Source organism: Neobacillus cucumis (genome assembly GCF_016908975.1).
GTDB lineage: Bacteria > Bacillota > Bacilli > Bacillales > Cytobacillaceae > Neobacillus > Neobacillus cucumis.
The window spans coordinates 42,706-67,898 of record NZ_JAFBEX010000015.1; the positions used below are offsets into that span (position 1 = coordinate 42,706).

A 25,193-nucleotide genomic window follows, 5' to 3' on the forward strand; every position below is an offset into this window, starting at 1 on the left:
TTGAAAAAATTATATATTTCTCTATAATAAAAGTCAAATCATTTATGGATTATTTTACTCCGCAACCAAAATCAGGACAAAAAGGGGTCCCCAAATGACCAAAGAAAAGAAAGAATATGAAGAAGAGGAAAAGGAAAAAGAAGTTTTACTCGAATACATGAAACTTCAAAATGAGGCCTTAAAAAGAATCTTTAAGAACACTTTAGATAAAAACAAAAATGACCAACAAGAGTCATAAAACGTTCATATTAATCAAAGGAAACTTCCATTACAAAACAATTTTTACAATTATAATACTCTTATGTTGTTAAATTATGAAGCCACATAAGAGGAGACGAACATGAAAATATTTTCAATTATTTCCGCCATTATTGTTGCTATCGGCACAAGTTTTTCTATTTTTCTCGTTTACCGAAATAAACGCAAACTGAATAATACACCTGGAATCCTGATAAGTATGGTGATTGCCGTAATTACTGGTTTACTTGTCGGAAGTATCGTCGGAATGATTTCCGGTGAGACGTTCCTAACAGTTGGTGTCAGCATGATTATTGGGTTTGTTTTCGGATTCTTAGCGGGACACCCCGTAGGGATTTTAGCTATACTGATGGGGGCCATTTCTGGATTAATGGGTAGTATAAATGGAGCCATTCTTGGACTTTTCCTGCAATATATTAATCCAACAATCTTGCTAGGGATCCTATTAGGTTTTTTCATTGTCATAATCGGCTTTGTTATTGTTTATATTTATGTTACCACCAACTCCAAGTTTTCTATTAACACAGAAGAGCTGTCGCCATTTGCGATCATTGGAGGAGGAATTGTCCTTGTTTCTTTATTTTTATTTATGTATAGCAGTGACATGGTAAAGATTCCAAGTAAAAACGATACGGCACAAACACAAGCAACAAGCAGCCAAGAAACGTCCAGTTCGGAAGTAAATGTAACCACAGAAAGCAAACCAATTGTAAAAATACAGATAAAAGAAACGGGCTATTCGCCTAACGTAATCCGGGTCAAAAAAGGCGTTCCTGTAGAACTCGATATTATAAACCCTTTAGATAGCAGTAACTGTTTATCAACTTTTATGATCCAAGATTTCAATATCAACAATTTAAAGCTAAAGGCTGGAACGACCAAGCTTTCATTTACACCAGATAAAACAGGAGAATATACGTTTAACTGTGGAATGAACATGTTTAGAGGAAAGATCATTGTCGAATAACAAGAAGAACACGAGCCAAAACTCGTGTTCTTTTCCTTAATTACAATGGTTCTATCATATCTGCTTGGCGCTTTTTGCGTTTTGATTCTGCTGCTAGTACCTTAAATGATAAATAGACGCCCGTACCTGTTAATGCCATCATGGCAAGTGCAATTAAATCAATTAACCATTTAATATCTGTATTACCGATTCTTCCTTCGTGGAGACCGCGAATGATACCCATTGCTGAGGTTTGACCCATTCCTTGCCTGTTCATCGTCATGCCAGCTGGAAAATTCCCTGTACCGTTAAAATTACCACGTCCTTGAAATTGGCCATTTCCATTAAACCTCTGATATTGACTACCATTTTGCCCTTGTGTTTGACCGCCTGTTTGGCCAGAGTTTTGGGTCATTCCTTGTCTGGATTGTCCCTGAGTTGTTTGACCGTTGTTAAATTGGCTTTGATTCATTTGACCTTGTTGAAAATTACCTTTACCGCCTTCAAGTGAAGTTTGGCCGATTAACCATGGTTCATTCATTAATAAACCGGTTAATGACTCCATAAAAATAAAAATAGACGCAATTAAACCAATCCATAAATGAGCTTTTCTGGTTTGTTTCATCCTATTTCTCCTCTCAAATTCATAAAGCAAGTTTTAAGTTGACAAGAAGATTATGAAACTGTTTCCTTAAGTTTTTCTTAAGATTCGAAGAAGCCCCAAAATTATTTTTGGGACTTCGGAAAAGTTATTTCAATTTTTGTTCCTTGACCAACAATACTGTGAACCTTAATCTTTCCATGGTGCTTATCAATAATCCATTTTGCTATCGATAAGCCCAAACCCGTTCCTTCAGCTTCCGTCCGTGCTTTATCACTTTGATAAAAACGGTCGAAGATTTTCGGAATATCCTTTTCAGGAATTCCAATTCCCGTATCCTCTACTTTTAAAGATATGGAGGAATGACTTTGAGTACAGGAAAGTAAAATATCTCCACCCTCTTTGGTATACTTTATCGCATTATCTAATAGAATGACGATTAATTGATGAAATCTTTCCTTATCCGCCAAGAAGGCAACAGGTTCAGGTGCCTCTAAGCGCAGAGTTTTTTCTTGATACATCGCAATCTCTTCATACTGTTGTAGAATTTCTTTTAATAGTTCATCCAATTGAAACGTAGACTTTTTCATTTCAAGTTGATCCGAATCTGATCTGGCCAGTGTTAATAGATTTGTCACGAGTTTTGAAAGTCGTCTGGATTCTTTTGAAATCGTCGACACATCTAATATTTTTTCCTGAATAGTTGCTTGAGGGGCTCTAAACAGAAGATCTGTTTTAGCTTGAATGACCGCTAAAGGTGTTCTTAATTCATGTGAGGCATCTGAAACAAATTGCTGTTGCTTTTGCCATGATTTTTTAATCGGTACCAACGCCCTGCCCGCTAAGAAATAACCAGATGCAACCGCACAAATAATCCCTACCCCACAGCCAATTAGGATGATTAATAACAGCCTATCTAATAGTTCTTTTTCAGAATTGACGTTACGAATAACTTGAACTGTTATTTTCCCGACTTGAGGCAATTCCGTCTTAAAAGCGACATATCGAAACGAAAAGTCCTCTACTTGGACATCCTCTAACGTGCCGTATTTTTTCGGACGGATAAGCTTTTCATTCCCTTGAAATATCATGGTCCCACGATTTTCCCCTGCGAGTAAATTTCCGTTTTCATCCCAAATTAACGTTAATATTCGCGGATCTCTTCCCATAAATTTTGGTGCCTGGTCACCTTCTCCAAGTTTGCCACCTTGCGAATCCTCCGGACCGTCTGTATTCTGATAATGATCAACGGATTTCAATAAGGATTGGTTCACATCCTCATATAATTTATTATCCGTATAAAAATAAATAATGCTCCCTAGAATACTAATTAAAACGATAAAAACAATCGAATTGATGAAAGTAAGCCTAATGTGTGTTTGACGAAACATAGCTTCCCCTACTCTTCATTCAGCATGTAGCCGACGCCTCGTATGGTTTTGATATCCGAATGGTATCCAAAGGGCTCTAATTTTTTACGAAGATGATGCATGAAAACCTCTACAATGGCTACGGTTGTATCAGAGTCAAATCCCCAAACGCGATCATAGATTTGTTCTTTTGTTAATATGACGCCTTTATTTTGTATTAAATATTCTAAGAGTTCATATTGTTTGGCCGTTAGTTTAATGGATTCCCCATCCACAATAATGTCTCGCTCTTTGCCTAGTAATTCAATTCCACGATACTGAATCGTTTGGTTAGTCGTTAAACTGCCGCTCCTCCTTAGTAAGGCACGTATCCTAGCCTTTAGTTCAGCAGCTTGAAACGGCTTTGTTAAATAATCATCGCCACCAGTATCTAATCCCTTAACGCGATCTTCTAATGAGTCTCTTGCCGTTAGGAATAAGACAGGAATCTTTAATCCTTCCTTCCGAATCGTCCTTAATACCTCAAAGCCATCTATTTCAGGAATCATGACATCTAGCACAATCGCATCGTGAATATTTTGCATCGCTAGAAATAAGGCATCCTCACCATTTGCTGCTTGATCGACCTCAAATTCATCTGATAAAAGTTCAACAATTGATTCTAATAAAGAAAGGTTATCCTCTACCACGAGTAAACGCATTTCTATCTCTCCTTCAAACAAAATAATTCCTTTCATTATATAGGAAATGAAGCGGACGCAACAGGAGCGTACCGCTTCTTTTTCCCAATGTATTATTCATATCTTAAAGCCTGAATTGGATTTAGCTTGGACGCTTTATTCGCTGGGAATACACCAAATACTACTCCAACTACTAATGAGAACAAGAACGAGAATAGGATAACGTTCGTAGAGAATGAAACGCTTAGGCTGAATAAGGAAGACACTAGCTGGCCTATCCCTAATCCTGAGATAATCCCTATGATCCCGCCGACACCACTCAAGACAACCGCTTCAATTAAGAATTGGACTAGCACATCTCGTCTCTTTGCTCCAATGGCTTTACGTATACCAATTTCTTTTGTTCGTTCAGAAACGGATACAAGCATAATATTCATGATTCCAATTCCGCCGACTAACAAGGAAATACTAGCAATTCCACCTAGCATTAAGGTCATCGTATCAGAAACGGAGCTCATCGTATCCATAACATCCTGTTGATTTGTTACACTATATGAATCACTTTGATTTGGGAAAAGGGAAGCCATTTTATCTTGAACCAAAGTCATTACAGCATCCATTTGGTCTTCGCTTTTTCCTTGTAAGTATACTGTGCTGATTGTTGTACTTCCAATTAGACGCTGACCGGTACTAAGTGGGACGATAATTGTATTGTCCCCACCTTGACCCATTGAGCTACCTTTTGAGACTAGTACACCGACCACTTTATAAGAAGTCCCTTCAATTTGCAGATATTGACCAACAGGGTTTTCTGTCCCAAAGAAGGTAGTAGCTGTAGATGATCCGATCACGGCAACTTTTTGCCTATATTCAATATCGAGATCAGTGATAAATCGACCGGAACTTACCTTGGTATCACGGACCGATGAATAAGCTGCATTCGTTCCTGTGATGCTAACTTGTGAAGTGGTTCGGTCTTTTTTCACATTTACCCGCCCACTTACAACCGGTGACACTGCTTTTACACCATCGATTTTACTTAGTTCAGTAATTTTCTCCTCTGTTAAGGCCACATCTGTGCTAAATGTACTTACCGTTAATAGATTGGAACCTAATTGATTGATTTGACTTGTCACATTTTTTGTCGAACCTTGAGCAATGGAAACAAGAACGATAACGGATGAAACCCCTATAATCATGCCCAGCATGGTTAAAACAGATCTAAGTTTATTTCCCTTTATACTTTTAAGAGCCATTTTAATGGATTGCAAGATGCCCAATGAGTTCACCTCCATTTTCCTGTAATTGTCCATCCTGGATACTGACCATTCGTTTTGCTTGTTTGGCAATGTCTAGATCATGGGTAATCAGGATAATGGTATGGCCCAATTCATTTAATTGTTTCATAATTTGCATGATTTCCTTACTGGTTTTACTATCTAGTGCGCCGGTTGGCTCATCGGCTAATAGAATGGCTGGATTTCCAGCAAGTGCCCTAGCAATGGCAACCCTCTGCTGTTGTCCGCCTGAAAGCTGGTTTGGCAAATGCCCTGCCCGATCTTTTAATCCCACTTTTTCTAATGCCTCAAGAGCCTTCTCTTTACGTTCCTTTGCAGGTACCCCGGCATATAATAACGGAAGTTCCACATTTTCGATCGCTGTTAATTTCATTAACAGATTAAAGTTTTGGAAAATAAAGCCGATTTTTTGATTCCTAATGGTCGCTAACTCATTGTCATCCATTTGGAAAATATTTTTTCCATCAAGCAAATATTTTCCCGATTGTGGTTTATCAAGACATCCAATCATATTCATCAATGTAGATTTACCAGAACCTGATGGACCAATAATCGCTAAGAATTCTCCTTTTTGAATCTCAATGGAAACATCATTTAAGGCATGGACGATTTCACCGCCGAGCTTATACGCTTTTTTTAGGTTACTAATTTGCATAATCGGTTTAGTCATTAGTTTCCACTCCTTCCACTAAACTGTCCAGTACCGCTGCTACGATACATTCCTCTCATAGTACTTGTTCCGCCCATACCGCTAAATAAACTATTTCCCTGTGTTGTAGTGGTTGTTGTACTTGCTTTAGCTAATTTGGGAAGTAGTACGGTATCTCCCGCTGAAAGTCCTTCCGTAATTTCTACATAATCTTCATTGGCAATGCCTGTTGTTACAGTTTTCTTTGTTGTGTTTGAAGTATCAACTGATGAAACAACATTGACATATTTTTTACCATTTGATGTATGGACTGCATCGAGTGGAACATAAATGACATTTTGTTTACTTTCCGTTAAAATACTAGCCTCCACGCTCATCCCTACTTTAAGGTTTGCAATCTTATCAATTGTGATTGTCACCGTAAAGGTAGAAATACCGTTTGAAGAAGTACCTTCTTTTGAAATATCGGTTACTTTTCCAGTGTACTTTTCGTCAGGGAATGCACTTACCTTTAAGTTGACCGTTTGCCCTTTTTGGATTTTTGAAATATCAAGTTCATCAATTTGAACTGCTGTTTGTAATCCACTATAGTCCGTTACATGGGCAACAACTTCGCCGGAAGTAACACTATTCCCTGCGGAAACTGAAACGCTCGTTATTTTTCCAGCTGCAGGCGCTGTAATGGGGTCACTGCCATCTGTAAATGTAATGAGGACTTCCCCTTTTTTTACCTGATCACCTGTCGCAACTAAAACCTCATCAATTTCATCATTATTAAATGTGGACATGATTTCTTGGCTGGTCACCGCCTGAACTGCACCGGCACCACTGATGTTTACATCTAATGTCCCTTTTTTAGCAACGGAGGTCCGAACCTCTGATGTTGTCTCGGCACTGGTTTTGGATGCGTACCATTGATAACCGGCAATACTAATGACTAAAGCAGCGACCGCTATTAATATCCATTTTTTCATATGTGCTGACTCCTTTTCTAATACGGTTTCACTTGAATAATCCTATTATTATCTTTGTTTCTTAACTTTTCCTTAAAGGAAATGATTGACGGTCATTTTCTTTTTTTATATAGTTAAACAAGTGAATAGTTAAACTGTTTAACTAATTTTCAAAAGAGGTGAACAACTTAGTGAATAACCTAACCATAAAGGAGCTAATCGATCGCTATTGCTCTCTTTCTTTTCAAGTTCATAAAAAAGGCGAGGCCCTAATAAAAGGACAAATTAGCGAAGAATTAACAAATGACCAGCACTACATATTAAGGTACATTTCCCAAACAAAAGAATGCACTTCATCCGAATTGGCCGATGCATTTGAAGTCAATAAAAGTGCCATTACGGCTATTATTAATCGGATGGCTGACAGAGGATTAATAGAAAGAACCCGTGATCCAAACGACCGGAGAGTTGTATACCTTACTTTATCAGAGGAAGGTAACTCCCTTTATCAATCCTGCCAAGAAAAGATTGAACAGCTAGTAAGGTCAATCATTACTCAATTTGACGAAACTGAAATCAGTCAATTTATCCACACATACGAAAAGTTAGCACTTATTTTAGAGAAAATGAAACAGGAAAAATGGGGGGAATAATGTGTGAGAGCCATTATTAAGGGTAAATGGTTTATTCTTATTACTTGGTTAGTTGTTATCGTTGGGTTATTTATGGTGGCACCAAATATGGAATCACTCGTCCGTGAAAAGGGACAAATTTCTGTTCCAGATGGATATTCATCAACACTTGCATCAAAGATTCTTAAGGATGTTCAGTCACATGAAAATAAAGGCAGTGATTTACAAACAGCCCTCGTCTTCCATAGTAATAAAAAGCTAACGGAAGATGATTATAAAATTGCCGAAAGCGCCGTCAACACACTTGAAGCAGAGAAAAATAAACTAGGCATAACTGAAATTCTTACTCATTTTAAGCAAGAGGAATTAAAGGATCAATTGGTTTCAAAAGATGGGAAAACGATTCTCGTCTCTGTCAAAGTAACGGCTAATGGACGAGAAGCAAAAGAAATTTCTAAGGAATTGTATCAAGCTATTGATAACGTTAAACTGGATCATTATTATACCGGAAACTGGATCATTAGTGAGGATTTAGTTACAAATTCACAGGAAGGCTTAAAAAAAACGGAAGGGATTACAGTGGGTTTCATTTTAGTAGTTCTTTTGCTAGTGTTCAGATCAATAGTAGCTCCTATTATTCCATTGGTGACAGTTGGATTCACCTATTTAACGGCACAATCCATTGTCGGGTTATTAGTTGATCACTTCCATTTTCCTTTATCAACCTTTACACAAACCTTCTTAGTGGCGATTCTATTTGGTATCGGAACAGATTATTGCATACTACTCTTAAGCCGCTTTAAAGAAGAAATGGCAACCCATGAAAGTGTTACAGATGCTATAGTAGAAACCTACCGGACAGCAGGAAAAACAGTGTTCTTCAGCGGTATTGCTGTCATGATTGGATTTGCATCGATCGGTCTTTCCACCTTCCAGCTTTATAAGTCGGCAGCTGCTGTAGCTGTTGGAGTCGCCGTTCTGTTACTTGCATTATTAACAATTGTTCCCTTCTTTATGGCTGTACTTGGAAAGAAACTTTATTGGCCATCAAAGGGTCAACTTGAACATAGTGAAAGTAAAATCTGGGGCGCCATGGCTAAATTTGCATTATCACGCCCTTTATTGGCATTTATCCTTGTTGTGGTTGTTTCAGTACCCTTTTTATTTACCTACCAAGATCAGATATCATTTAACTCCCTAGAAGAAATTAGCGATAATTATCCATCAATAAAAGGATTCAATCTTATCGCCGATTCTTTTGGACCAGGTGAATCAATGCCAACCCAAATCGTCATTAAGAATGATGATAAACTAAATACTTCCGACTATATTTCATTAACTGAAAAAATCAGCCAAGAACTGTTAAAGGTAAACAATGTAAAAACAGTTCGTTCTGTCACGCGTCCAACAGGCAAACCAATTGATGATTTTTATCTATCAAAGCAAGTCGGAAGTGTCGGGAATGGTATAGGTCAAGGAAATGATGGGATTAGAAAAATTAGCGACGGACTTGCACAGGCCGGCAAGCAGATGGCGGCAAATCAGCCTAAAATGCAAGAGGCTACAGATGGAATCAGCCAATTAATCACCGGAACAAACCAACTTAAAACCGGGATGGGCTCCCTTCAAGATGGACTGACCAGAATTCAAAATGGATTAAAGGACAGCACCATGGGGACATCCGAAGCACGCAAAGGTTTAGAAGAGATTAAATCTCAATCTGAAAAACTACTAACCGGATACACACAATTATTAGAAGGTTACAGGGCTGCAAGTAAAGGCCTTGGCACACTTAAAGGCCATTATGATGAAATTGCCGGCGGACTAAGCGTTATCCACCAAAACCTCGTGAATACAGACCAAGCTTTTGCCAACCTAGAAAAACAATATGCAGACATCGCTCAAAATAAAAGCTATCAAACTATAAAAATGACCGTTGCAGGGGTAAAAACGGCTACCGATGCTTCTGTGAAAGACCCGAGGATATCACTTGTAACAAGTTTAAAGACCTTAAATGCCGGATTAAAGAGTGCACAAGATGGGATTGATATCGCCAATCAGAACCTATCGAAAATGATTGTTGGTCAAGGACAGTTGATTAATGGAATGAATCAGTTGATTAATGGGATTAACCAACTCGAAAATGGACTTGATCAAATGGAGAAAGGTCAAGGAACCGCCATTAGCAACCTGCCTAAATTTACTGACGGTCTAGATGGAATCCAAAATGGACAGCAGCAGCTTCTTACAGGGTTCCAAGACATTGGTGGACAGATAACTAAACTATCAGACGGATTAAACCAAAGTGCAGACGGGTTAAAAAGCGTCTCAAATGGTCTTAATTCTGCACAGGACTATCTATTAGATGTTTCGAAACAAAAGCAAAATGGCTTTTATATTCCTCAGACTGTCCTAGATGGTAAGGATTTTGAAAAAGTACTAGATTCCTATATGTCCAAGGATCGGAAAGTGATGACAATGGATGTCATCTTTAATAAAAACCCATACTCCAATGCAGCAATTAACAGCGTATCAGACATCCAACAGGCGGTATATCGGGCTGTGAAGGATACAAAGCTTGAAAACGCAAATATTGAAGTTGGGGGGGTATCCAGTTTGCAACATGACCTTAATACAATCTCAAAAGCTGATTATTCACGCACTGTCATTTTAATGCTTGCAGGGATTTGTATTATTTTGATTATCTTGCTTCGCTCACTCATTATGCCATTATATTTAATTGGGTCCCTAGTACTAACCTTTTATACCTCCATGGCTATTTCAGAATCTATTTTTGTTAATATACTTGGATATTCAGGTATAAGCTGGGCTGTTCCGTTTTTTGCCTTTGTTATTTTGATAGCACTTGGGATCGATTACAGTATATTCTTAATGGACCGCTTCAACGAATATAGGGATTTGCCAGTCCAACAAGCCATTCTCCTATCTATGAAAAAAATGGGAAGTGTAATTATTTCGGCGGCAGTCATCCTAGGCGGTACCTTTGCCGCCATGATGCCTTCGGGAGTCCTTTCTTTAGTAGAAATTGCAACCATTCTCTTAATTGGTTTGGCCTTGTACTCTCTTGTCATACTTCCATTATTCGTACCTGTCATGGTTAAAACATTTGGTCAAGCGAACTGGTGGCCATTTATCAAAAATGATGATCGCAGCATGAATCATAACCAATAACAATAAGCACACTGTCCTAGTTGGTCAGTGTGCTTTTCTTTTGCCAATTTTGAAACTAAATCCACTCTTGATTCGTACAGAAAAGAGCAGTATTAATCAAACTACAAATTTTCCTCTACAAGCATTTACGTTTATAATGTACATAGGAACAAATTGGAAAAAGGAGTGAAACATAGTGGGTGTTACTCTAAGTAAGGGGCAAAAGGTCGATTTAACGAAATCTTACCCAGGGCTTGAGAAAGTAGTAGTCGGACTAGGATGGAATATAAGCCATGCTGGTTCTAATTTTGATTTGGATGCCTCCGCCTTTTTATTAAGTGCTTCAGGACAAGTTAACAGTGACCAAGATTTTGTTTTTTACAATAACCCGTTGGGTGGAAATGGTTCGATTGTATATAGCGGTGATAACCGGATTGGTTCAGGTGTTCGTGATGATGAGCAAATAAGGATCGATTTACTAAAAGTTCCTGACCATATCCATCGAATTGCTTTTACCATAACCATTCATGATGCTCAAGCAAAACAGCAAAATTTTGGCCAAATCTCGGATTCTTATGTTCGTATTTTCAATGAGCTTACCAATGAGGAGTTATTGCGTTTTAATCTTGGCAGAGATTTTACGGTCGAAACAGCCATTGTCGCGGCAGAAATATACCGCCATCAAGGTGAATGGAAGTTTAATGCGATTGCAAGCGGTTTTCAAGGTGGACTAGCAGCGTTATGCCGAAACTTTGGCGTTACAGTGGATGACCCGCCTCAAAATACACAAGCAAATCTGCCAATCCATCAACAGGTGAATAATAATCAACCAAATTATGTTAGCACAAATCAACAAGGCCAAACCAACTTTGATCCCTACCGACAAAACCAGTTCAATCAAAGTTCAAACCAGCCAGCATATGGGTATCCGCAAACGAACTATTCTGCACCACCTAGCCATTCCTCTTATGCTGGTGATGATATTATGTGCCCGCGCTGCCATTCAACCAATGTAAGTACTGGAAAAAAAGGGTTCGGTATAGGGAAGGCAGCGATTGGCGGGTTAATTCTTGGACCAGTAGGATTACTAGGAGGTTTTCTCGGAAAAAATCAATTAAAGTTTACCTGTAATCACTGCGGCAGTTCATGGTCCCCTTCTCAAACAGATTATATGGAATGGGCCAATAATCAAAAAAAACGAGCACAAGAATTGTTCTATCGCTATAAAAGTCAAGACCTCCTGGATGCGGTCGTTGCGGCTTGTGCATTAGTGGCGATGGCGGATGGTCATTTAGATCCATCAGAGCGGCAGAAAATGATGGATTTTGTCAATCAAAGTGAAGAGTTACGAGTATTTGAAACCGCCAAGGTGATTCAGAAATTCAATCATTTTGTGTCAAGAATGGAACAAGACAGGATGATGGGCCGTGCGGATGCATTCCGTGCTTTGGCTAAAATTAGGACAAAGCCTGAAATTGCCCGGTTAGTTGCCCGATACTGCATTGCCATTGGCTATGCCGATGGGAACTTTGATCAAAATGAACAACAAATGGTTTCCGACATTTGCCGAGAGCTTGGTTTAAATCCTGCAGAGTTTCTTTCTTAAAAACTGGAAAAAGCCTCCCTGCAAGGAGGCTTTTTCCTATTTACTTAATCCAGATTCGTTTATTTTCAACGCGCTTGGTGAGCCCTTTTGCATCTAATCTTTCTAAGAAAGGGATCATGTATTTTCTTGACAGATCGAGGACTTCCTTTGCATCCCCAACTTCAAATTCTGCGCCTGTCCCTCTTTGAAGTTTTTCAACTGCTTCATTATATACATCCCCATGATAAGCAAATTGCTCATCCAATGCGGTAAGCAGGTTTTGGTCTTCCAGGAATTTTTTCAAATCATATGCAACCGCATTCGGAATGCCTGAAGCGGTAAAATAATCATTTAGGTTGCGTACCTTCAGTCCATCCCTTTTCAAATCACTTAGCAGTCCTTCAGTCCGCTTTGCCCAGCTTTTAGGTATATGGGGTACAAAGTCAGTTAGTAAGACAAATTGTCCCTTACGCTTAAAGGCACCATTACTAATTCCGTTTTCCACGACAAAATCAAGCAGGGATTTAGGAAACTTTTTTTGAAGGGTTTGAATTAACTCCGCTTTATTGATTCCCATCTTCATCGGGTGGGTTTGATGAAATTCTTGAAGCTGGTCAAAAATATCTTCTTCCATCGATTCGATTAAGAGTTTAAGGGTATATTCCTTTCCATTGTACAGGACGAATTCCTGGTTAGCTAAATGCTTCTTTAATGTTGTTTCTTCAAGCGCAGTACGCTTAATCAGTTCAGTTAAAGAAAGACTTTTGGCCTCCATAAGTGCGGCCATAATCCGTTCTTTTGGCGTTCCTACTTTCTTCTTTTCAAGTTCTTCTATTGTCTGGTTACCGAAACGATATTTATTTCCGCGCGGGTCAATGACCCACCCTCCCCCAATGGTTTCTTGAGGACTTGGACGCCTGAGAATAAAACGATCCCCGCGCTTTGTCAGAATCTCATCTTCCAGTCGAAGCTGGCAAAGAATCTCGCCATTTTCTTCTTTAATTTCATTTCGGTCAAAAAATACAATCCGCCCCATTACTTCAGCTGTTCCAATATGAAGTTTAATGGGCATGCGCTGCTTAATTAAATGTTCAAGTTCCTCGACTACCCGAATCACAACATCAACCGTTTTCGTCACAATAAAATGTTCAGAGGAAACTAAAACATCTCCCCGCTCTATTTCTTCCTTCGAAACACCCGAAATATTAATTGCTGCCCTTTGCCCTGCGAACGCCTTCATAGCCGGATGATGATGGACCTGAATTTGCCTTGCTCTTACTTCAAGACCTTTGGGCATTATTTTTAAGACTTGTCCCTCTTCAACGTTCCCTTCATATACCGTACCACGTACTACGGTCCCTTGCCCTTTTACAGTAAACACCTGATCAATCGGCATGCGAAACGCCCCTTTGGCATCACGCATTTCTTGTTCCTTTAATGTGTTAATTATTAATTCTTTAATTTCATTAATCCCTTTTTTCGATAGACTATCCACTAAAACAAAAGGGGCACCCTTAAAGACAGTCCCAGTTAACTCTTCTAAAATATCATCTTTTACGAGATCTATGAATTCTTCATCCACCCGGTCTATTTTAGAAATGGCTACAATACCACTTTTAACACCTAAAAATTTTAATATATTAAGATGTTCCTTTGTTTGCGGCATCACACCTTCATCTGCTGCAACGACCAGTACCACCAGGTCGATTCCTGCTACACCAGCAATCATTTGACGAATAAAACGTTCATGCCCTGGAACATCAATAACAGAAATTTGAATTTCTTGGTCCTCATATAATGGAGCAAAGCCCAATTCAATCGAGATTTGCCGCGCCTTCTCTTCTTTTAAACGGTCCGTATCGACATTAGTCAATGCCTTTGTTAAGGACGTTTTTCCATGGTCAATATGACCAGCCATCCCAATCGTAAAATAACGTTTTTCCAAGATTAGCACCTTCTTAATCATTCTACCATTCTACTGTAGCCTTTAATGGGGATTCTTTCAAGCAACTTTTTCACACAAATGAACGCTTTTTCACGATTCCTCCACATTATCATCGTCCACATTTATTCTTGATATGCTATGTTGAAGTAGTGAGACTTATACAACAAGGGACGAAGACAAATGAAAAAAATATTGATAACAATGCTGACTTCTATCTTACTCTTTGCCGGCTGTCAGAGCCATGATACGAAGAAAAGTGATACTAACCTTCCCAATGCAGTGCACAAAAAAACAAAGGAAACCAGATCTCTCCAATCTTTTCCATATCCAAATTTACTTGCGGAAGACGACAATATCTATTCACTTTTAGTAATTGGAGCAAGTGATGAGCAAGCACCCATTGAACAAAATCAAAATATCACCAAACATGTAAAAAGTATTTTGAGTTTACCCACTGCAGAAATGGCACATCAAGCCTACCCGAAACTTGAATTCAACACGAAGATTTCCTACATGCTCTTTGACAACAGCAGGTTGGTGTATCAATCAAAAAACTTAAAAGACTAACTACCTATTTAGTAAAAAATTCTTCAGTTCACTAAAACCAAAATCTTCTGGTCAGATTGTCGAGAAAGGGTATATTTCTCGGCAAATTTTTTATTTTGTCAGTATCTAAATACTAAATCATTGATTGCCACACACTTGGGCCTGTTGATTTCCGCTCCGGACACTCGCTTTCCGCGGGGAGGTCGTCCTGGAGCCTCCTCGGCGCTTTGGCGGAGGGCACTGAAAAAGTTCTTTTCTGTTTAATAATGAAATTTCCGAAAAACCTAATCCCAAAATTTCACCGTTTTCCAATATCAAAGTGGGGGAATTCAGTCTATTTTACCACTAATTATAAACTGGAAGTGGGGATGGAATTTTCAGGAATTAGTTTCGCATTAAATTTCACAGACTTTTTCAGTGGCCTCGCTTTGGCGCCTGCGGGGTCTCAAGTGCCCTCTACATCCCGCAGGAGTCGAGTGTCCTTCGCTCCAATCAACAGGGAGGCAAGTCAACCTAATGTATTGCAACTCACTTTTTCTAACTTTGCCAAGTGTGTTGCAATCTTTTTTATATTTTGGCAGGCTGCGTAAGAAGAGCCTGTTCACTTGCGTTCTTCAATCCCCGTAACCGGCAATAACGAAGCCCGTGCAGCTCTTCCCGAGTCTGCGAAGCTTCGCTCAATCTTTTCCTTTCTAAGACTTGTATTCTCTATAACCCTCACGAGTTGTTGTTCTGTATGTTAATTCCTGGTTATTAGGGCAAATGTTTTGGATTCAAGGTAGAAGCGGTAGCTCTGGATTCATGTTATCTCACTAACCCTATTTGTAAGGGGCTTTCTGATCGTAAAATTTTTGGAGTTATTGCTCATAGAAGGTTTCATCCTACTACTGGTTTTTTCCCTAAATGGAAATTTACATATGAAAAAGAACAAGATATATAATGGATACAAATTCATATTCATTTTGGCTAGACTCTTTCGGCTTAAACATTGAATTCACCACGTCTTTTTAATATTTATTAGTTCAGTTGAAGTCCTTATTGTAAACACTCTGTTGATTGGTGCGGAAGGCACGAAGACTCCTGCGGGAGTACGGGACAGGGGAGACCCCACAGGTGCTTTAGCGCCGAGGAGGGTCCTCGGCACGCCCGCGAACCGCTTGTGCCTGGAGCGCCAATCAACAGACTTGTTGAGAACCCAAATATACTAATAATATTTTAACAAATTAACGCAGTGAATTGTTAAAGTGATTGAATAAAATAATTGGATGTCGAGAGTTTTTCGACAGCCTGAAAACCAGATTCTTCTGGTTTTTTCTTTTTTTTCGAAATAATTCAAAATAAATAGGCAAAAGTATACACAAATTTAGCTATTTTTATTATAATAAATCTAAAGAATTTGCACGAATGCAACTTTTGTTGATTAGCGAACAAACCTTGCGCCTATGAAAAACAAACTGAGAGAAAGGATGGTGTCTTATGAGCCAGACTAATTCAATTGCAGTTGATAAGGCTCGGGCAACAGAACATAAAACCGTTACTGCTGCAAGGGATGCCATAAATGGAAAAGTAAAAGGAATCCGAGCATTATTACCCTTCCTTGGTCCAGCCTTTATTGCATCGATTGCTTATGTAGACCCGGGTAACTTTGCCACTAATATTCAAAGTGGTGCCCGTTTTGGATATAAAATGCTTTGGGTTATTGTTTTAGCAAACCTAATGGCTTTGCTCCTTCAAAATATGTCAGCTAAGCTTGGGATCGCCACTGGAAAGAGTTTGCCGGAGATCTGTCGAGACCGAATGCCAAAATGGCTAACGATGATCATGTGGATTGTTTCGGAGCTTGCCGCAATGGCAACCGACCTTGCCGAATTTTTAGGTGCCACACTCGCTCTTAATTTACTTGCGGGAATCCCTATGCTGTATGCCACGCTCATCACTGGTGTCGTCACCTATTTAATCCTGATGCTCGAAAAATTTGGTTTCAGGCCATTAGAAAAATTTATCGCTGCCTTTGCCATGTTAATCGGCTTATGCTATTTGGTGGAAACCTTACTATCACAGCCTGATTTTTCGCAAATCGCCTATCATAGTGTGGTTCCATGGCTCGGCAATAGTGAAAGTATCATGCTTGCCGTTGGGGTAATTGGTGCCACGGTTATGCCGCACGCGATATATTTACATTCAAGTTTAACCCAAAATCGAATTGTGCCTAGAAACGATCAGGAAAAGATTAAAATCCAAAAGTTTAGTACAAAAGAGATTATTATTGCGATGACATTAGCAGGGTTTGTTAATCTTGCCATGATGTATATGGCAGCTTCTGTTTTTAACACAACTGGTCAAAGCCATGTTGCTGATTTGACAACAGCTTATCATACCCTTACACCACTGTTAGGTTCGGCTGCCGCTAGTGTTTTTCTAATCTCCTTACTTGCATCAGGTCTTTCGAGTTCAGTAGTCGGAACAATGGCTGGCCAAGTGATTATGCAGGGATTCGTTGGCTTCAGCATTCCATTATGGATCCGCCGATTAGTAACCATGGCTCCAACTGTTATTATCGTCGCACTTGGTGTCGATCCGACCCAGACACTAATTATAAGTCAAGTCATCCTAAGTGCGGTCTTGCCGTTTCCTATTATCGCTTTGATTTATTTCACTCAGAAGAAAGAACTAATGGGTGTTCTTACAAATAAGCGAATCACCACAATTCTTTCGTCTCTCTTTGCCTTAATCATCCTAGGTCTAAATATTTGGATGGTTATACAAATGATAATGGGTTGAATATTTAAACCGTTAAACAAACACCATTCTTTCCCGATGGTGTTTTTCCATTTTATTTAACTTTCTTCCTCTTCCTATTTAAAAAAACCCCTCAAAAGTGAGGGATTTAGTGGTTATGCAACCTTAATGGCTTTACCAAATGGCACGCGCGGCAAGAAATCCCCTGGGACGAGCCAAAATAATTCAAAATCAACCTTTTCAATCTCCTCAGAAAAAAATCCGGTGACATCGGTTATATAAAATAGTGTATCAATCTGTTCTTCTTTCGCCCACTCTAATACTAATGTATAGGAAGATTTCCCATGTGTCTGATACTTTATCGAATCACTTTTTACAGGGGAAATGCTTCTAATTTTAAAATCTGCTTGAACCAATAAGGTATCCGGTTTTAACTGTTCAAACAGTTTGACTATGTTATTGATAAGGATAACGGGTGCTTCATTTGTAGAGGTATCCACCGCCAATGCCACCTTTTTTCCTTGCCGCTGCTGAATCATAGAAAGTATGGTTTTATGCCATCTCAAACCCCAACAACCCCTTTGCATTGAATGAGTGAACTATCTTATTTTGGATTTTTGGGAAAGGGTTTATGATTGGTTAATTGCGGGAAAATCTTCTCCCAATATAATTTCCATTATATTTTCTCCAAAAGGATCATTTACTTATGAGACTTTTTTTATATATGGTTCATACTAGCATTAGTGGTTAAAAAACTCCTGTTTTTTCTTCAGGTACTCTTTTTCACACTTTAACAGCTGATAATGAACAGAATTTCCCTCTTTCTTTTGTTTGCCTGCCACTACCCATTCAAGGTCCGTTAGTTTTAAATGGATAGCTACGTTTGTATTATCAGGTTGTTTATAAAGTAAATAGGCTTCTTTAGGTTTTACATAAAGAGTCGGTTTACCTCGCGAGGCAACTATAAATTGTTTATGTAATGATTGATAGTTTTCATCGACTTCTTTTCCGCCGTAAATCATATGGGCAGCATCTAAATCCTTATCGGTTACTTCTATGTATTTCTTATTATCAATATCAAGCCCAAGTTCACTAATAATATCCTTCATAATGGCTTTATTATATGTTTCATCCCGATTTTGCATGTCCTCAAGGCAATCCGAGGATAATCGAGGAAGTTCATCTGCCTGGGTAATAAGCGGACAAAGGATGATCATTAGACTCCAGAACATTATGGATATTTTTTTCATAAATAATCCTCCTAACCATTTAAACTTATTATTCGGTCTTACCGAATGAACTATACGGTTAAAAGCTGACATATCTATTATTATGAATAAATTACAGCTATACAGGGACAACCATGCTATAATAAAAATACTGACTATTCAGAAATCAAATAAATATATAAATTATAAGGGGGAAGAAATTTGATCTATGATGTGATCGTGGTTGGCGCCGGACTTGCCGGCTTAGTTGCAGTTTCAGAGCTGGCTGGTGCAGGTAAAAAAGTTCTTCTTCTAGACCAAGAGCCAGAAGCATCTTTAGGTGGCCAAGCATGGTGGTCATTCGGTGGTTTATTTTTAGTTGATTCACCTGAACAAAGAAGGATGGGCATAAAGGACTCACGAGACCTGGCCTGGCAAGACTGGTTAGGAGCAGCCGGCTTTGATCGCGAGGATGATGAAGATTATTGGGGCAAAAAGTGGGCAGAATCCTATGTAGATTTTGCTGCCGGAGAAAAACGACAATGGCTATACGATATGGGGGTTCGCTTCTTTCCGGTCGTCGGCTGGGCTGAGCGTGGGGGTTATACAGCGGAAGGCCATGGTAACTCTGTACCCCGCTTTCATATTGTCTGGGGAACGGGTCCCGGAATTGTAAAACCATTCGAGGAACGAATGCGCTTGGGGTTGGCAAAAGGTCTCGTTGATTATCGTCCGCGCCATCGTGTTAATGAATTATTGAAAGAAAATAGTAAAGTTGTCGGTGTGCGCGGTGATATTCTCATCGAGAGTTCAGTAGCTCGAGGGGAAGCCAGTTCACGTGAGGTAATTGGAGATTTTGAATTCCGCTCCAATGCTGTTCTGGTGACAAGCGGTGGTATCGGCGGAAATCATGAATTGATTAGGAAAAATTGGCCGTCACGACTTGGTGATCCACCAAAACAAATGATTTCTGGTGTTCCTCTGCATGTGGATGGCAGAATGCTTGCCATCACGGAAAATGCCGGCGGGCGAATTGTCAATCGTGATAGGATGTGGCATTATACCGAAGGCATTAAAAACTGGGATCCGGTTTGGCCAAACCATGGGATTCGAATACTTCCTGGTCCCTCTTCGATATGGTTTGACGCAAAAGGAAATCGCTTCCCTTCACCAAACTTCCCCGGTTTTGATACACTAGGAACCCTAGAAGCTATCATGAAATCAGGCTACGATTACTCGTGGTTTATCCTAACCCAAAAAATTATTGAAAAAGAATTTGCCCTTTCCGGTTCTGAACAAAATCCCGATTTAACAGGAAAGAGTGTTAAAAAGGTTCTGGCCCGTATCCTACCGGGACCCACTGCACCGGTAAAAGCGTTTATGGACAAAGGGGAGGATTTTATTATAGCAAACACACTGGAGGAATTAGTGGAGGAGATGAATAAGCTGACTGGAGATAACCTCCTGAAAGTGGATGAGCTTAGGCGGCAAATTCTCGCACGTGACCGAGAAATCGATCATAAATTTACCAAGGACTTACAAATAACAGCGATGCGAGGGGCACGGAACTATTTAGGGGATAAACTTATTCGGGTGGCACCCGTCCATAAAATTCTTGATCCAAAGATGGGACCGCTTATAGCTGTCCGTTTAAATATTGTCAGCCGAAAAACACTAGGCGGGCTGCAAACGGATTTATCTGGAAGAGTACTTGATATAACAGGTAATCCGGTGCCAGGGCTATATGCTGCTGGCGAAGTCTCAGGATTTGGCGGCGGAGGCATTCATGGGTACCGTTCCCTTGAAGGTACATTTGTCGGGGGCTGTCTCTTTACTGGAAGACAGGCCGGACGGGCCCTTGTCAAGGAACTAAATTGAAGCAAGGGGATGGTTTTTATGCACACTACGTATAAAAACCATCCCCTGTTTTACATTTCACATTAATTCGTAAACATAAACTCTGTTCGACTACCAGCTTGTCCAGAAGTTACTTCGAGTCTTACATCGATTCTCTCTTTTAACTCAGGAACGTGTGAAATAATTCCCACCATCCGACCACTGCTTTGGATATCCATTAATGCCTCAATTGCTTGATCAAGTGATTCAGGGTCAAGCGTACCAAAACCTTCATCAATAAACATCGTCTCTAACGATACACCGCCGGCATAGTTCTGTACCACATCTGCTAATCCCAAGGCAAGTGATAACGATGCTTTAAAACTTTCTCCACCTGATAATGTTTTGACATGGCGTTCCTGACCTGTATATTGGTCAAACACCAGCAATTCCAAGCCACTCTGGACATTCCCTTTTGAGCGATCTGTTTTTCTTTGCAGCCTATAGCGTCCAGAAGTCATTTTTCGTAAGCGCATATTCGCTTCCCGTAAAATATCATCTAAGAAAGCAGCAAGTACATAGCGTTCAAAGGTTATTCGCAAATGATTTTGTCCCCTGGCAATATCAGAAAGATCACCAATAATGCTATACCGTTCCTCCAAGGCCTTTACCTCGTTATTCAGAAGAACGACGCGGGTATAAATTTCCTCATTATCACGCTTTTTAACAAATAAATCAGTTCGTTCCTGTGTCAGCATGTCAATTTCACTTGCAAATTTCGCTAACTCTAGCTTAATTCCCTCAACATCCGGCGTTTTTACTTCGGCTAGAAGATCGGTTAATTCCTTCAACCTGTCGGAAACAGAGCGTAACTCCTCACGATAGCTGCGGATTTCATCTTGCAGGCTTTGGATTTCTTCTTCTGTCTTTTTTGAAGCGGCATAAATACTATAATTTTCAAAACCCTGTTTAGATAGCCTCATTATAAAGATATTGCGTTCCGTCTCCAAATCCTTCTGTTTTGCAGCCAAATGCTTTTCGGCGTCTTCTAATCTTGCTTTTTGATTTGATAACTTTTCACGAACAGCTTGAAGATGTTCTTTTGCTCCTTCAAGCTGTTTTACTAACATTTCATGACGGTTTCGAGAGGAAGCTAGAGCTCTTTCATATTCCGCTTCTGAGCGTAGATTTTCCGGGATGACCTTCATCATTCTAGAAAGATCGGTTTCTTTTTTTGTAAACTGAACGGTTAAATCATTCACCAATGCCCTTAATTGATCAATCCCATTTTGTAAAACTCCTCGTTCATTCTCTCGAGAATCAATCTCTGTCTTACAACGTTCAAGATTTTGAATCTGCTCCTGCAACTTCTTTTGCTGTTGAACTAATTCATTCATTGCCGAAGCGGCTTCGGTCTTTACATTTAGTAATTCATCAAGTTTAAAATCTGGATGGTTTACCTTGATGTCACTCAAAATGTCTTCCACAGCTTCCTTTTGCGTTTTCTCTTCTGATTGAAACTGATAAAAGTTAGCCTCGACTCGTGATTTTTCTGCTTCCCATTTCGCAGATTGTTCCTTAGCAACCTTCAAGTCTTCTTCAGTAGGGATACTATTTTCTTGCCCAATTGCTGGAGCTGGATGATGCAACGAGCCACATACAGGACATGCTTCATCATTATGAAGATTTGCAGCTAAAATGGCTGCCTGCCCATGAATCCATTTTTTCTCCAACTCATCCATTAACGCCTTTGCATCATTATATCGAGCCACCGTATTTTCAAAACGTCGAGTTATTTCAGCTAGTTTTTGCTCCGTCTTTTGGTGACGCATAAGTAATATTTCTAGTTTTTCAAAACGGTCAAAATTAACTTTTAATTTTTCATGCTTACTCTTATTTTCTAAAAAAGTTACCTTTCCTTTGTCAATTTCCTCTTTTTGAACCTTCAAAAAGGCAATTCTTTCTTCTAATTGTTTTAAACTTTGTTCATCATTCACAAGATTCCCTTTAGAAGCTTTTAGCTCGGCGGCTTTCTGATTTGTCTCTTTCATTAAGGCTGCAAAAGAGTAGACATCTTCCTTCATATTTGCAAGCTGATTTAATTCAGCTTGTGCAGTTTGACGATCATCCTCACGATCAAGTTCTTTTTGCAACTGCTTTTTCGCCTGCTCTTCTTGCCCATTCAAAGTTTTAATCTCAGACATTATCGCGTTAATATTTGCCTGCATCCTGACTGTCTCCTGCTTTAACCGATGGCATAGTTCCTCTTGTTTCGCTAAAAGGGCTGCCTTTTGTGCCCGTTTTACCTGTATTTCTTTCTCAGAGAAAACGTCCTCTTGAGCACGAAGAAGCTCCTTTTGCCCTTTTAATTCTTCTTTGGTTTGCAGTTGTTTTAAAATAGCCTCAGCTTCGAAAAGAGTTTCCTTTATCTTGTCTTGCTCCTGAACCTTTTCGGTCAACTGACTAGATAATTGTTCTAGTTTGACCTCCATACCGTTCATTTCTTCTAGTAAAAGCGGCATGATGAGAATGTGGTTTTCGGGATCCGTTTCTAGTGCTAGACGGAGCTCTTGGTTTGTAACAGCTTGGATCCGTCGTAAGGCTGCGTTTCGGGTGCGTTCTTGATCTTCAACCGTCTTTTTGAGTTCAGCTGCTTCCAATTTTAGTTTTTCTTCTATTAATTTATAAACTTGAGTGTGGAACAGCCGCTGTAGGATTACTTCCTTATCCTTACTATCAGACGTTAACAGCTTCCGAAATTCGCCTTGTGGAATCATTAAGATTTGCCTGAATTGATTGGCATCGATCAACATGATTTCTTTAATTTTTTCTTCTACATCGCTTGTCTTCGATGCAATTAATTTTTTCTCGCCTTCATCCCACATATATAATTCCGCTTTGGCGCCAATAGATGTGAACCCATCACCTCTGTCTTTTTTCTTTTGCTGCTGGGGTGAGCGCGTAATCGAATATACTTTGTTACGGAGGGAGAAATCGAGTGAAACCTCTGTTAACAAATCATCTTTTGCAAATTGGCTGCGGAGTTCAGGACCATTGCGGTCTTCCCCACTGGCTTTACCGTAAATAGCATAACTAATGGCATCAAAAATCGTTGTTTTACCCGCACCCGTTTTTCCAGAAATCACAAACATTGTCCGATTGCCAAGCTGGTTAAAATCAATTTCTTCCCTCTCTGCATAAGGGCCAAATGCCTGCATCGTTAATTTTATCGGTTTCATCTCATACCCTCCTCACGCAACACCTTTTCAATAATTTCTGTCATAAGGTCCTTTTTTTCCGTTGTGAATTCAGAAGTTGTCATGTCTGAATAAAACTGTTCAAATAGGTCCATTTCTGACTTTTTCTCACTTTTATTGGCAATGTAAGATTGTATTTTCTTACTATCTGTAAGGTCTATTTTCTTTTCAAGATGAAGGACATTTGGGTATACTTGCCGCAATTTATTAATCGGGTCCATTAGTGCACCTTCGTCTAACAAAGTAATTTTCAAATAATCATCGACACGTACTTGATCATAAAAGCTCGGGTCGAGTAATTGTTCTAGATACCCTTCCATTTCCCGCATATCATGTTTAGGAGTCAGGGAACGATACCGATGCATGAAATTCCCCTTTTCATCCATTTCAATAATCGAAATCGACTTTCTTTGCTTTGCTTCTGAAAAAGAATATTTTAAGAGGGAGCCGGAATACTTGACCCTTTCATGATTAATGGCATCTGGACTATGCAAATGACCCAGTGCGGTATAAGAAAAAGGAGCAAATAATTCTGCGCCAACACATCCAGAGCCACCAACAGATAAAACACGTTCAGAATCTGAAGTTTGACCACCTAAAACAAAGGCATGTCCGACAAAAACGTTTGGTTCATTTGGATTCAACGTTTCTTCTATTTTACCAATCAGGGCCTTCATCGCCTCCTGATGGGAGTGGATGGAATCATCCTCAAGAAGTTGACGGACGACACCCGGCTCTGCATAAGGCACCTGATAAAAATTGACACCCTTTATTTGTACCGGCTTAAAATGATTCGTCAGTTTCCCAGTTAAATAGAATTGGCTATGTTTATACCATGAGCTGCCAAATGAAAGTCGTTCTGCACTATCATGGTTTCCTGCGATGGCCACTACGGGGGTTTTTAGTTCTACATTTATTTTAAAGAGAATCTCATCAAGCAACTCTACTGCATCTGTCGGCGGAACAGAACGATCGTAAAGGTCGCCGGCAATAACCACTGCATCTGGTTTCTCTTCTTCCACAATCGAAACAAATTCCATTAGTGCTGCACGTTGATTTTCCGTCATATATATACCATGTACTAATTTACCTAAATGCCAATCAGCCGTGTGAATGAATTTCATTAATGTCACCTCGTGATTAATCGAATACTACTATTATACCAAAATACCAATTGGAATGAATCTGGGAATAACTTAAATAAGTAAAAAGTAGACAATAAAAAACAGCCTGAAACCAAGTCCAGGCTGTTGTATTAGTTGTATAGGTAGAATTACTTTTTAGTTACGTTAGCAGCTTGTGGTCCACGAGCTCCTTCAACTACTTCGAAAGAAACTTCTTGACCTTCTTCTAAAGTTTTGAAACCTTCTGTTTGGATTGCAGAATAGTGAACGAATACGTCGTTACCGTCTTCTGCTTCGATGAATCCAAAACCTTTTTCTGAATTAAACCATTTTACTTTACCGTTTTTCATGTAAAAAAATCCTCCTATTGGCTTACTATCAAGCCATGTGTAAAA

General features: G+C 39.5%; 20 protein-coding genes and 2 pseudogenes. 9 read left to right on the forward strand and 13 right to left on the reverse strand.

The window, feature by feature from the left end:
• Positions 1 to 94 precede the first annotated feature (94 nt).
• Both JOC76_RS19575 and JOC76_RS19580 read left to right on the forward strand, forming a co-directional pair.
• On the forward strand, positions 95 to 238 hold the full coding sequence (locus JOC76_RS19575; protein WP_205180474.1) for a hypothetical protein: 144 nt from the start codon (positions 95 to 97) through the stop codon (positions 236 to 238).
• 102 nt (positions 239 to 340) lie between these two features.
• Positions 341 to 1,225 (forward strand): cupredoxin domain-containing protein, encoded by an 885-nt coding sequence (locus JOC76_RS19580; RefSeq protein ID WP_205180475.1) that lies wholly within the window; start codon positions 341 to 343, stop codon positions 1,223 to 1,225.
• A gap of 40 nt (positions 1,226 to 1,265) precedes the next feature.
• Here JOC76_RS19580 and JOC76_RS19585 read toward each other — a convergent pair whose 3' ends face one another.
• From JOC76_RS19585 to JOC76_RS19610, 6 genes are all read right to left on the reverse strand, one after another.
• Positions 1,266 to 1,829 carry a PepSY-associated TM helix domain-containing protein gene (locus JOC76_RS19585; RefSeq protein WP_205180476.1) on the reverse strand — a complete coding sequence of 188 codons (564 nt, stop codon included), beginning with the start codon at positions 1,827 to 1,829 and terminating at the stop codon, positions 1,266 to 1,268.
• 101 nt (positions 1,830 to 1,930) lie between these two features.
• Positions 1,931 to 3,196, reverse strand: a complete 1,266-nt coding sequence (locus tag JOC76_RS19590; protein WP_205180477.1) for a sensor histidine kinase — start codon at positions 3,194 to 3,196, stop codon at positions 1,931 to 1,933.
• 8 nt (positions 3,197 to 3,204) lie between these two features.
• Positions 3,205 to 3,876, reverse strand: a complete 672-nt coding sequence (locus JOC76_RS19595; RefSeq protein ID WP_205180478.1) for a response regulator transcription factor — start codon at positions 3,874 to 3,876, stop codon at positions 3,205 to 3,207.
• 92 nt (positions 3,877 to 3,968) lie between these two features.
• Positions 3,969 to 5,135, reverse strand: a complete 1,167-nt coding sequence (locus JOC76_RS19600) for an ABC transporter permease (protein ID WP_239557835.1) — start codon at positions 5,133 to 5,135, stop codon at positions 3,969 to 3,971.
• Entirely contained in the window at positions 5,113 to 5,823 is a 711-nt protein-coding gene (locus JOC76_RS19605) for an ABC transporter ATP-binding protein (RefSeq protein ID WP_239557836.1), read from the reverse strand. The genes JOC76_RS19600 and JOC76_RS19605 overlap by 23 nt, the downstream gene beginning before the upstream one ends.
• On the reverse strand, positions 5,823 to 6,776 hold the full coding sequence (locus JOC76_RS19610) for an efflux RND transporter periplasmic adaptor subunit (RefSeq protein WP_205180479.1): 954 nt from the start codon (positions 6,774 to 6,776) through the stop codon (positions 5,823 to 5,825). Before JOC76_RS19610 ends, JOC76_RS19605 begins: the two co-directional genes overlap by 1 nt.
• A gap of 170 nt (positions 6,777 to 6,946) precedes the next feature.
• Between JOC76_RS19610 and JOC76_RS19615 the strand changes: the two genes are divergently transcribed.
• From JOC76_RS19615 to JOC76_RS30755, 3 genes are all read left to right on the forward strand, one after another.
• Positions 6,947 to 7,408 (forward strand): MarR family winged helix-turn-helix transcriptional regulator, encoded by a 462-nt coding sequence (locus JOC76_RS19615; RefSeq protein ID WP_205180480.1) that lies wholly within the window; start codon positions 6,947 to 6,949, stop codon positions 7,406 to 7,408.
• Between the two features lie 3 nt (positions 7,409 to 7,411).
• Entirely contained in the window at positions 7,412 to 10,579 is a 3,168-nt protein-coding gene (locus JOC76_RS19620; RefSeq protein WP_205180481.1) for an MMPL family transporter, read from the forward strand.
• A gap of 175 nt (positions 10,580 to 10,754) precedes the next feature.
• Positions 10,755 to 12,164, forward strand: coding sequence for a TerD family protein (locus JOC76_RS30755; RefSeq protein ID WP_205180482.1), 1,410 nt, complete (start codon positions 10,755 to 10,757; stop codon positions 12,162 to 12,164).
• Between the two features lie 40 nt (positions 12,165 to 12,204).
• Here JOC76_RS30755 and selB read toward each other — a convergent pair whose 3' ends face one another.
• The gene (gene selB / locus JOC76_RS19630; RefSeq protein ID WP_239557837.1) at positions 12,205 to 14,088 is read right to left on the reverse strand and encodes a selenocysteine-specific translation elongation factor; all 1,884 of its coding nucleotides are present in this window, start codon (positions 14,086 to 14,088) and stop codon (positions 12,205 to 12,207) included.
• A gap of 201 nt (positions 14,089 to 14,289) precedes the next feature.
• Between selB and JOC76_RS19635 the strand changes: the two genes are divergently transcribed.
• Positions 14,290 to 14,655 carry a hypothetical protein gene (locus JOC76_RS19635; protein ID WP_205180484.1) on the forward strand — a complete coding sequence of 122 codons (366 nt, stop codon included), beginning with the start codon at positions 14,290 to 14,292 and terminating at the stop codon, positions 14,653 to 14,655.
• Positions 14,656 to 15,142: 487 nt separating this feature from the next.
• Here JOC76_RS19635 and JOC76_RS19640 read toward each other — a convergent pair.
• Positions 15,143 to 15,398: pseudogene (locus JOC76_RS19640) on the reverse strand (transposase); the annotation flags it as partial.
• Between JOC76_RS19640 and JOC76_RS19645 the strand changes: the two are divergent.
• A pseudogene (locus JOC76_RS19645) lies at positions 15,395 to 15,568 on the forward strand (IS5/IS1182 family transposase); the annotation flags it as partial. The pseudogenes JOC76_RS19640 and JOC76_RS19645 overlap by 4 nt on opposite strands.
• A gap of 542 nt (positions 15,569 to 16,110) precedes the next feature.
• Positions 16,111 to 17,415, forward strand: coding sequence for an Nramp family divalent metal transporter (locus tag JOC76_RS19650; protein WP_205180485.1), 1,305 nt, complete (start codon positions 16,111 to 16,113; stop codon positions 17,413 to 17,415).
• Between the two features lie 113 nt (positions 17,416 to 17,528).
• On the opposite strand, the gene JOC76_RS19655 is transcribed toward JOC76_RS19650, so the two are convergent.
• Positions 17,529 to 17,912 (reverse strand): vWA domain-containing protein, encoded by a 384-nt coding sequence (locus JOC76_RS19655; protein ID WP_372441977.1) that lies wholly within the window; start codon positions 17,910 to 17,912, stop codon positions 17,529 to 17,531.
• A 201-nt stretch (positions 17,913 to 18,113) separates the two neighbouring features.
• Complete coding sequence (locus JOC76_RS19660; RefSeq protein ID WP_205180487.1) at positions 18,114 to 18,623, reverse strand: hypothetical protein; 510 nt, start codon at positions 18,621 to 18,623, stop codon at positions 18,114 to 18,116.
• 180 nt (positions 18,624 to 18,803) lie between these two features.
• On the opposite strand from JOC76_RS19660, the gene JOC76_RS19665 reads away from it, so the two are divergent.
• Entirely contained in the window at positions 18,804 to 20,459 is a 1,656-nt protein-coding gene (locus JOC76_RS19665; protein ID WP_205180488.1) for an FAD-binding dehydrogenase, read from the forward strand.
• 62 nt (positions 20,460 to 20,521) lie between these two features.
• Here JOC76_RS19665 and JOC76_RS19670 read toward each other — a convergent pair whose 3' ends face one another.
• The 3 genes from JOC76_RS19670 to JOC76_RS19680 form a co-directional block, all read right to left on the reverse strand.
• The gene (locus JOC76_RS19670; RefSeq protein WP_205180489.1) at positions 20,522 to 23,656 is read right to left on the reverse strand and encodes an SbcC/MukB-like Walker B domain-containing protein; all 3,135 of its coding nucleotides are present in this window, start codon (positions 23,654 to 23,656) and stop codon (positions 20,522 to 20,524) included.
• Positions 23,653 to 24,798, reverse strand: coding sequence for an exonuclease SbcCD subunit D (locus tag JOC76_RS19675; RefSeq protein ID WP_205180490.1), 1,146 nt, complete (start codon positions 24,796 to 24,798; stop codon positions 23,653 to 23,655). Before JOC76_RS19675 ends, JOC76_RS19670 begins: the two co-directional genes overlap by 4 nt.
• A gap of 149 nt (positions 24,799 to 24,947) precedes the next feature.
• Positions 24,948 to 25,148, reverse strand: a complete 201-nt coding sequence (locus tag JOC76_RS19680; RefSeq protein ID WP_007083969.1) for a cold-shock protein — start codon at positions 25,146 to 25,148, stop codon at positions 24,948 to 24,950.
• Positions 25,149 to 25,193 lie beyond the last annotated feature (45 nt).

Excerpts from the sequence above, each read along its gene's own strand:
- JOC76_RS19660 (WP_205180487.1), bottom strand. The coding sequence starts at position 18,623 with ATGAAAAAAATATCCATAATGTTCTGGAGTCTAATGATCATCCTTTGT.
- JOC76_RS19590 (WP_205180477.1), bottom strand. The coding sequence starts at position 3,196 with ATGTTTCGTCAAACACACATTAGGCTTACTTTCATCAATTCGATTGTT.
- JOC76_RS19585 (WP_205180476.1), bottom strand. The coding sequence starts at position 1,829 with ATGAAACAAACCAGAAAAGCTCATTTATGGATTGGTTTAATTGCGTCT.
- JOC76_RS19675 (WP_205180490.1), bottom strand. The coding sequence starts at position 24,798 with ATGAAATTCATTCACACGGCTGATTGGCATTTAGGTAAATTAGTACAT.
- JOC76_RS19655 (WP_372441977.1), bottom strand. The coding sequence starts at position 17,912 with ATGATTCAGCAGCGGCAAGGAAAAAAGGTGGCATTGGCGGTGGATACC.
- JOC76_RS19580 (WP_205180475.1), top strand. The coding sequence starts at position 341 with ATGAAAATATTTTCAATTATTTCCGCCATTATTGTTGCTATCGGCACA.
- JOC76_RS19605 (WP_239557836.1), bottom strand. The coding sequence starts at position 5,823 with ATGACTAAACCGATTATGCAAATTAGTAACCTAAAAAAAGCGTATAAG.
- JOC76_RS19595 (WP_205180478.1), bottom strand. The coding sequence starts at position 3,876 with ATGCGTTTACTCGTGGTAGAGGATAACCTTTCTTTATTAGAATCAATT.
- JOC76_RS19680 (WP_007083969.1), bottom strand. The coding sequence starts at position 25,148 with ATGAAAAACGGTAAAGTAAAATGGTTTAATTCAGAAAAAGGTTTTGGA.
- JOC76_RS19670 (WP_205180489.1), bottom strand. The coding sequence starts at position 23,656 with ATGAAACCGATAAAATTAACGATGCAGGCATTTGGCCCTTATGCAGAG.
- JOC76_RS19635 (WP_205180484.1), top strand. The coding sequence starts at position 14,290 with ATGCTGACTTCTATCTTACTCTTTGCCGGCTGTCAGAGCCATGATACG.
- JOC76_RS19650 (WP_205180485.1), top strand. The coding sequence starts at position 16,111 with ATGAGCCAGACTAATTCAATTGCAGTTGATAAGGCTCGGGCAACAGAA.
- JOC76_RS19610 (WP_205180479.1), bottom strand. The coding sequence starts at position 6,776 with ATGAAAAAATGGATATTAATAGCGGTCGCTGCTTTAGTCATTAGTATT.
- JOC76_RS19575 (WP_205180474.1), top strand. The coding sequence starts at position 95 with ATGACCAAAGAAAAGAAAGAATATGAAGAAGAGGAAAAGGAAAAAGAA.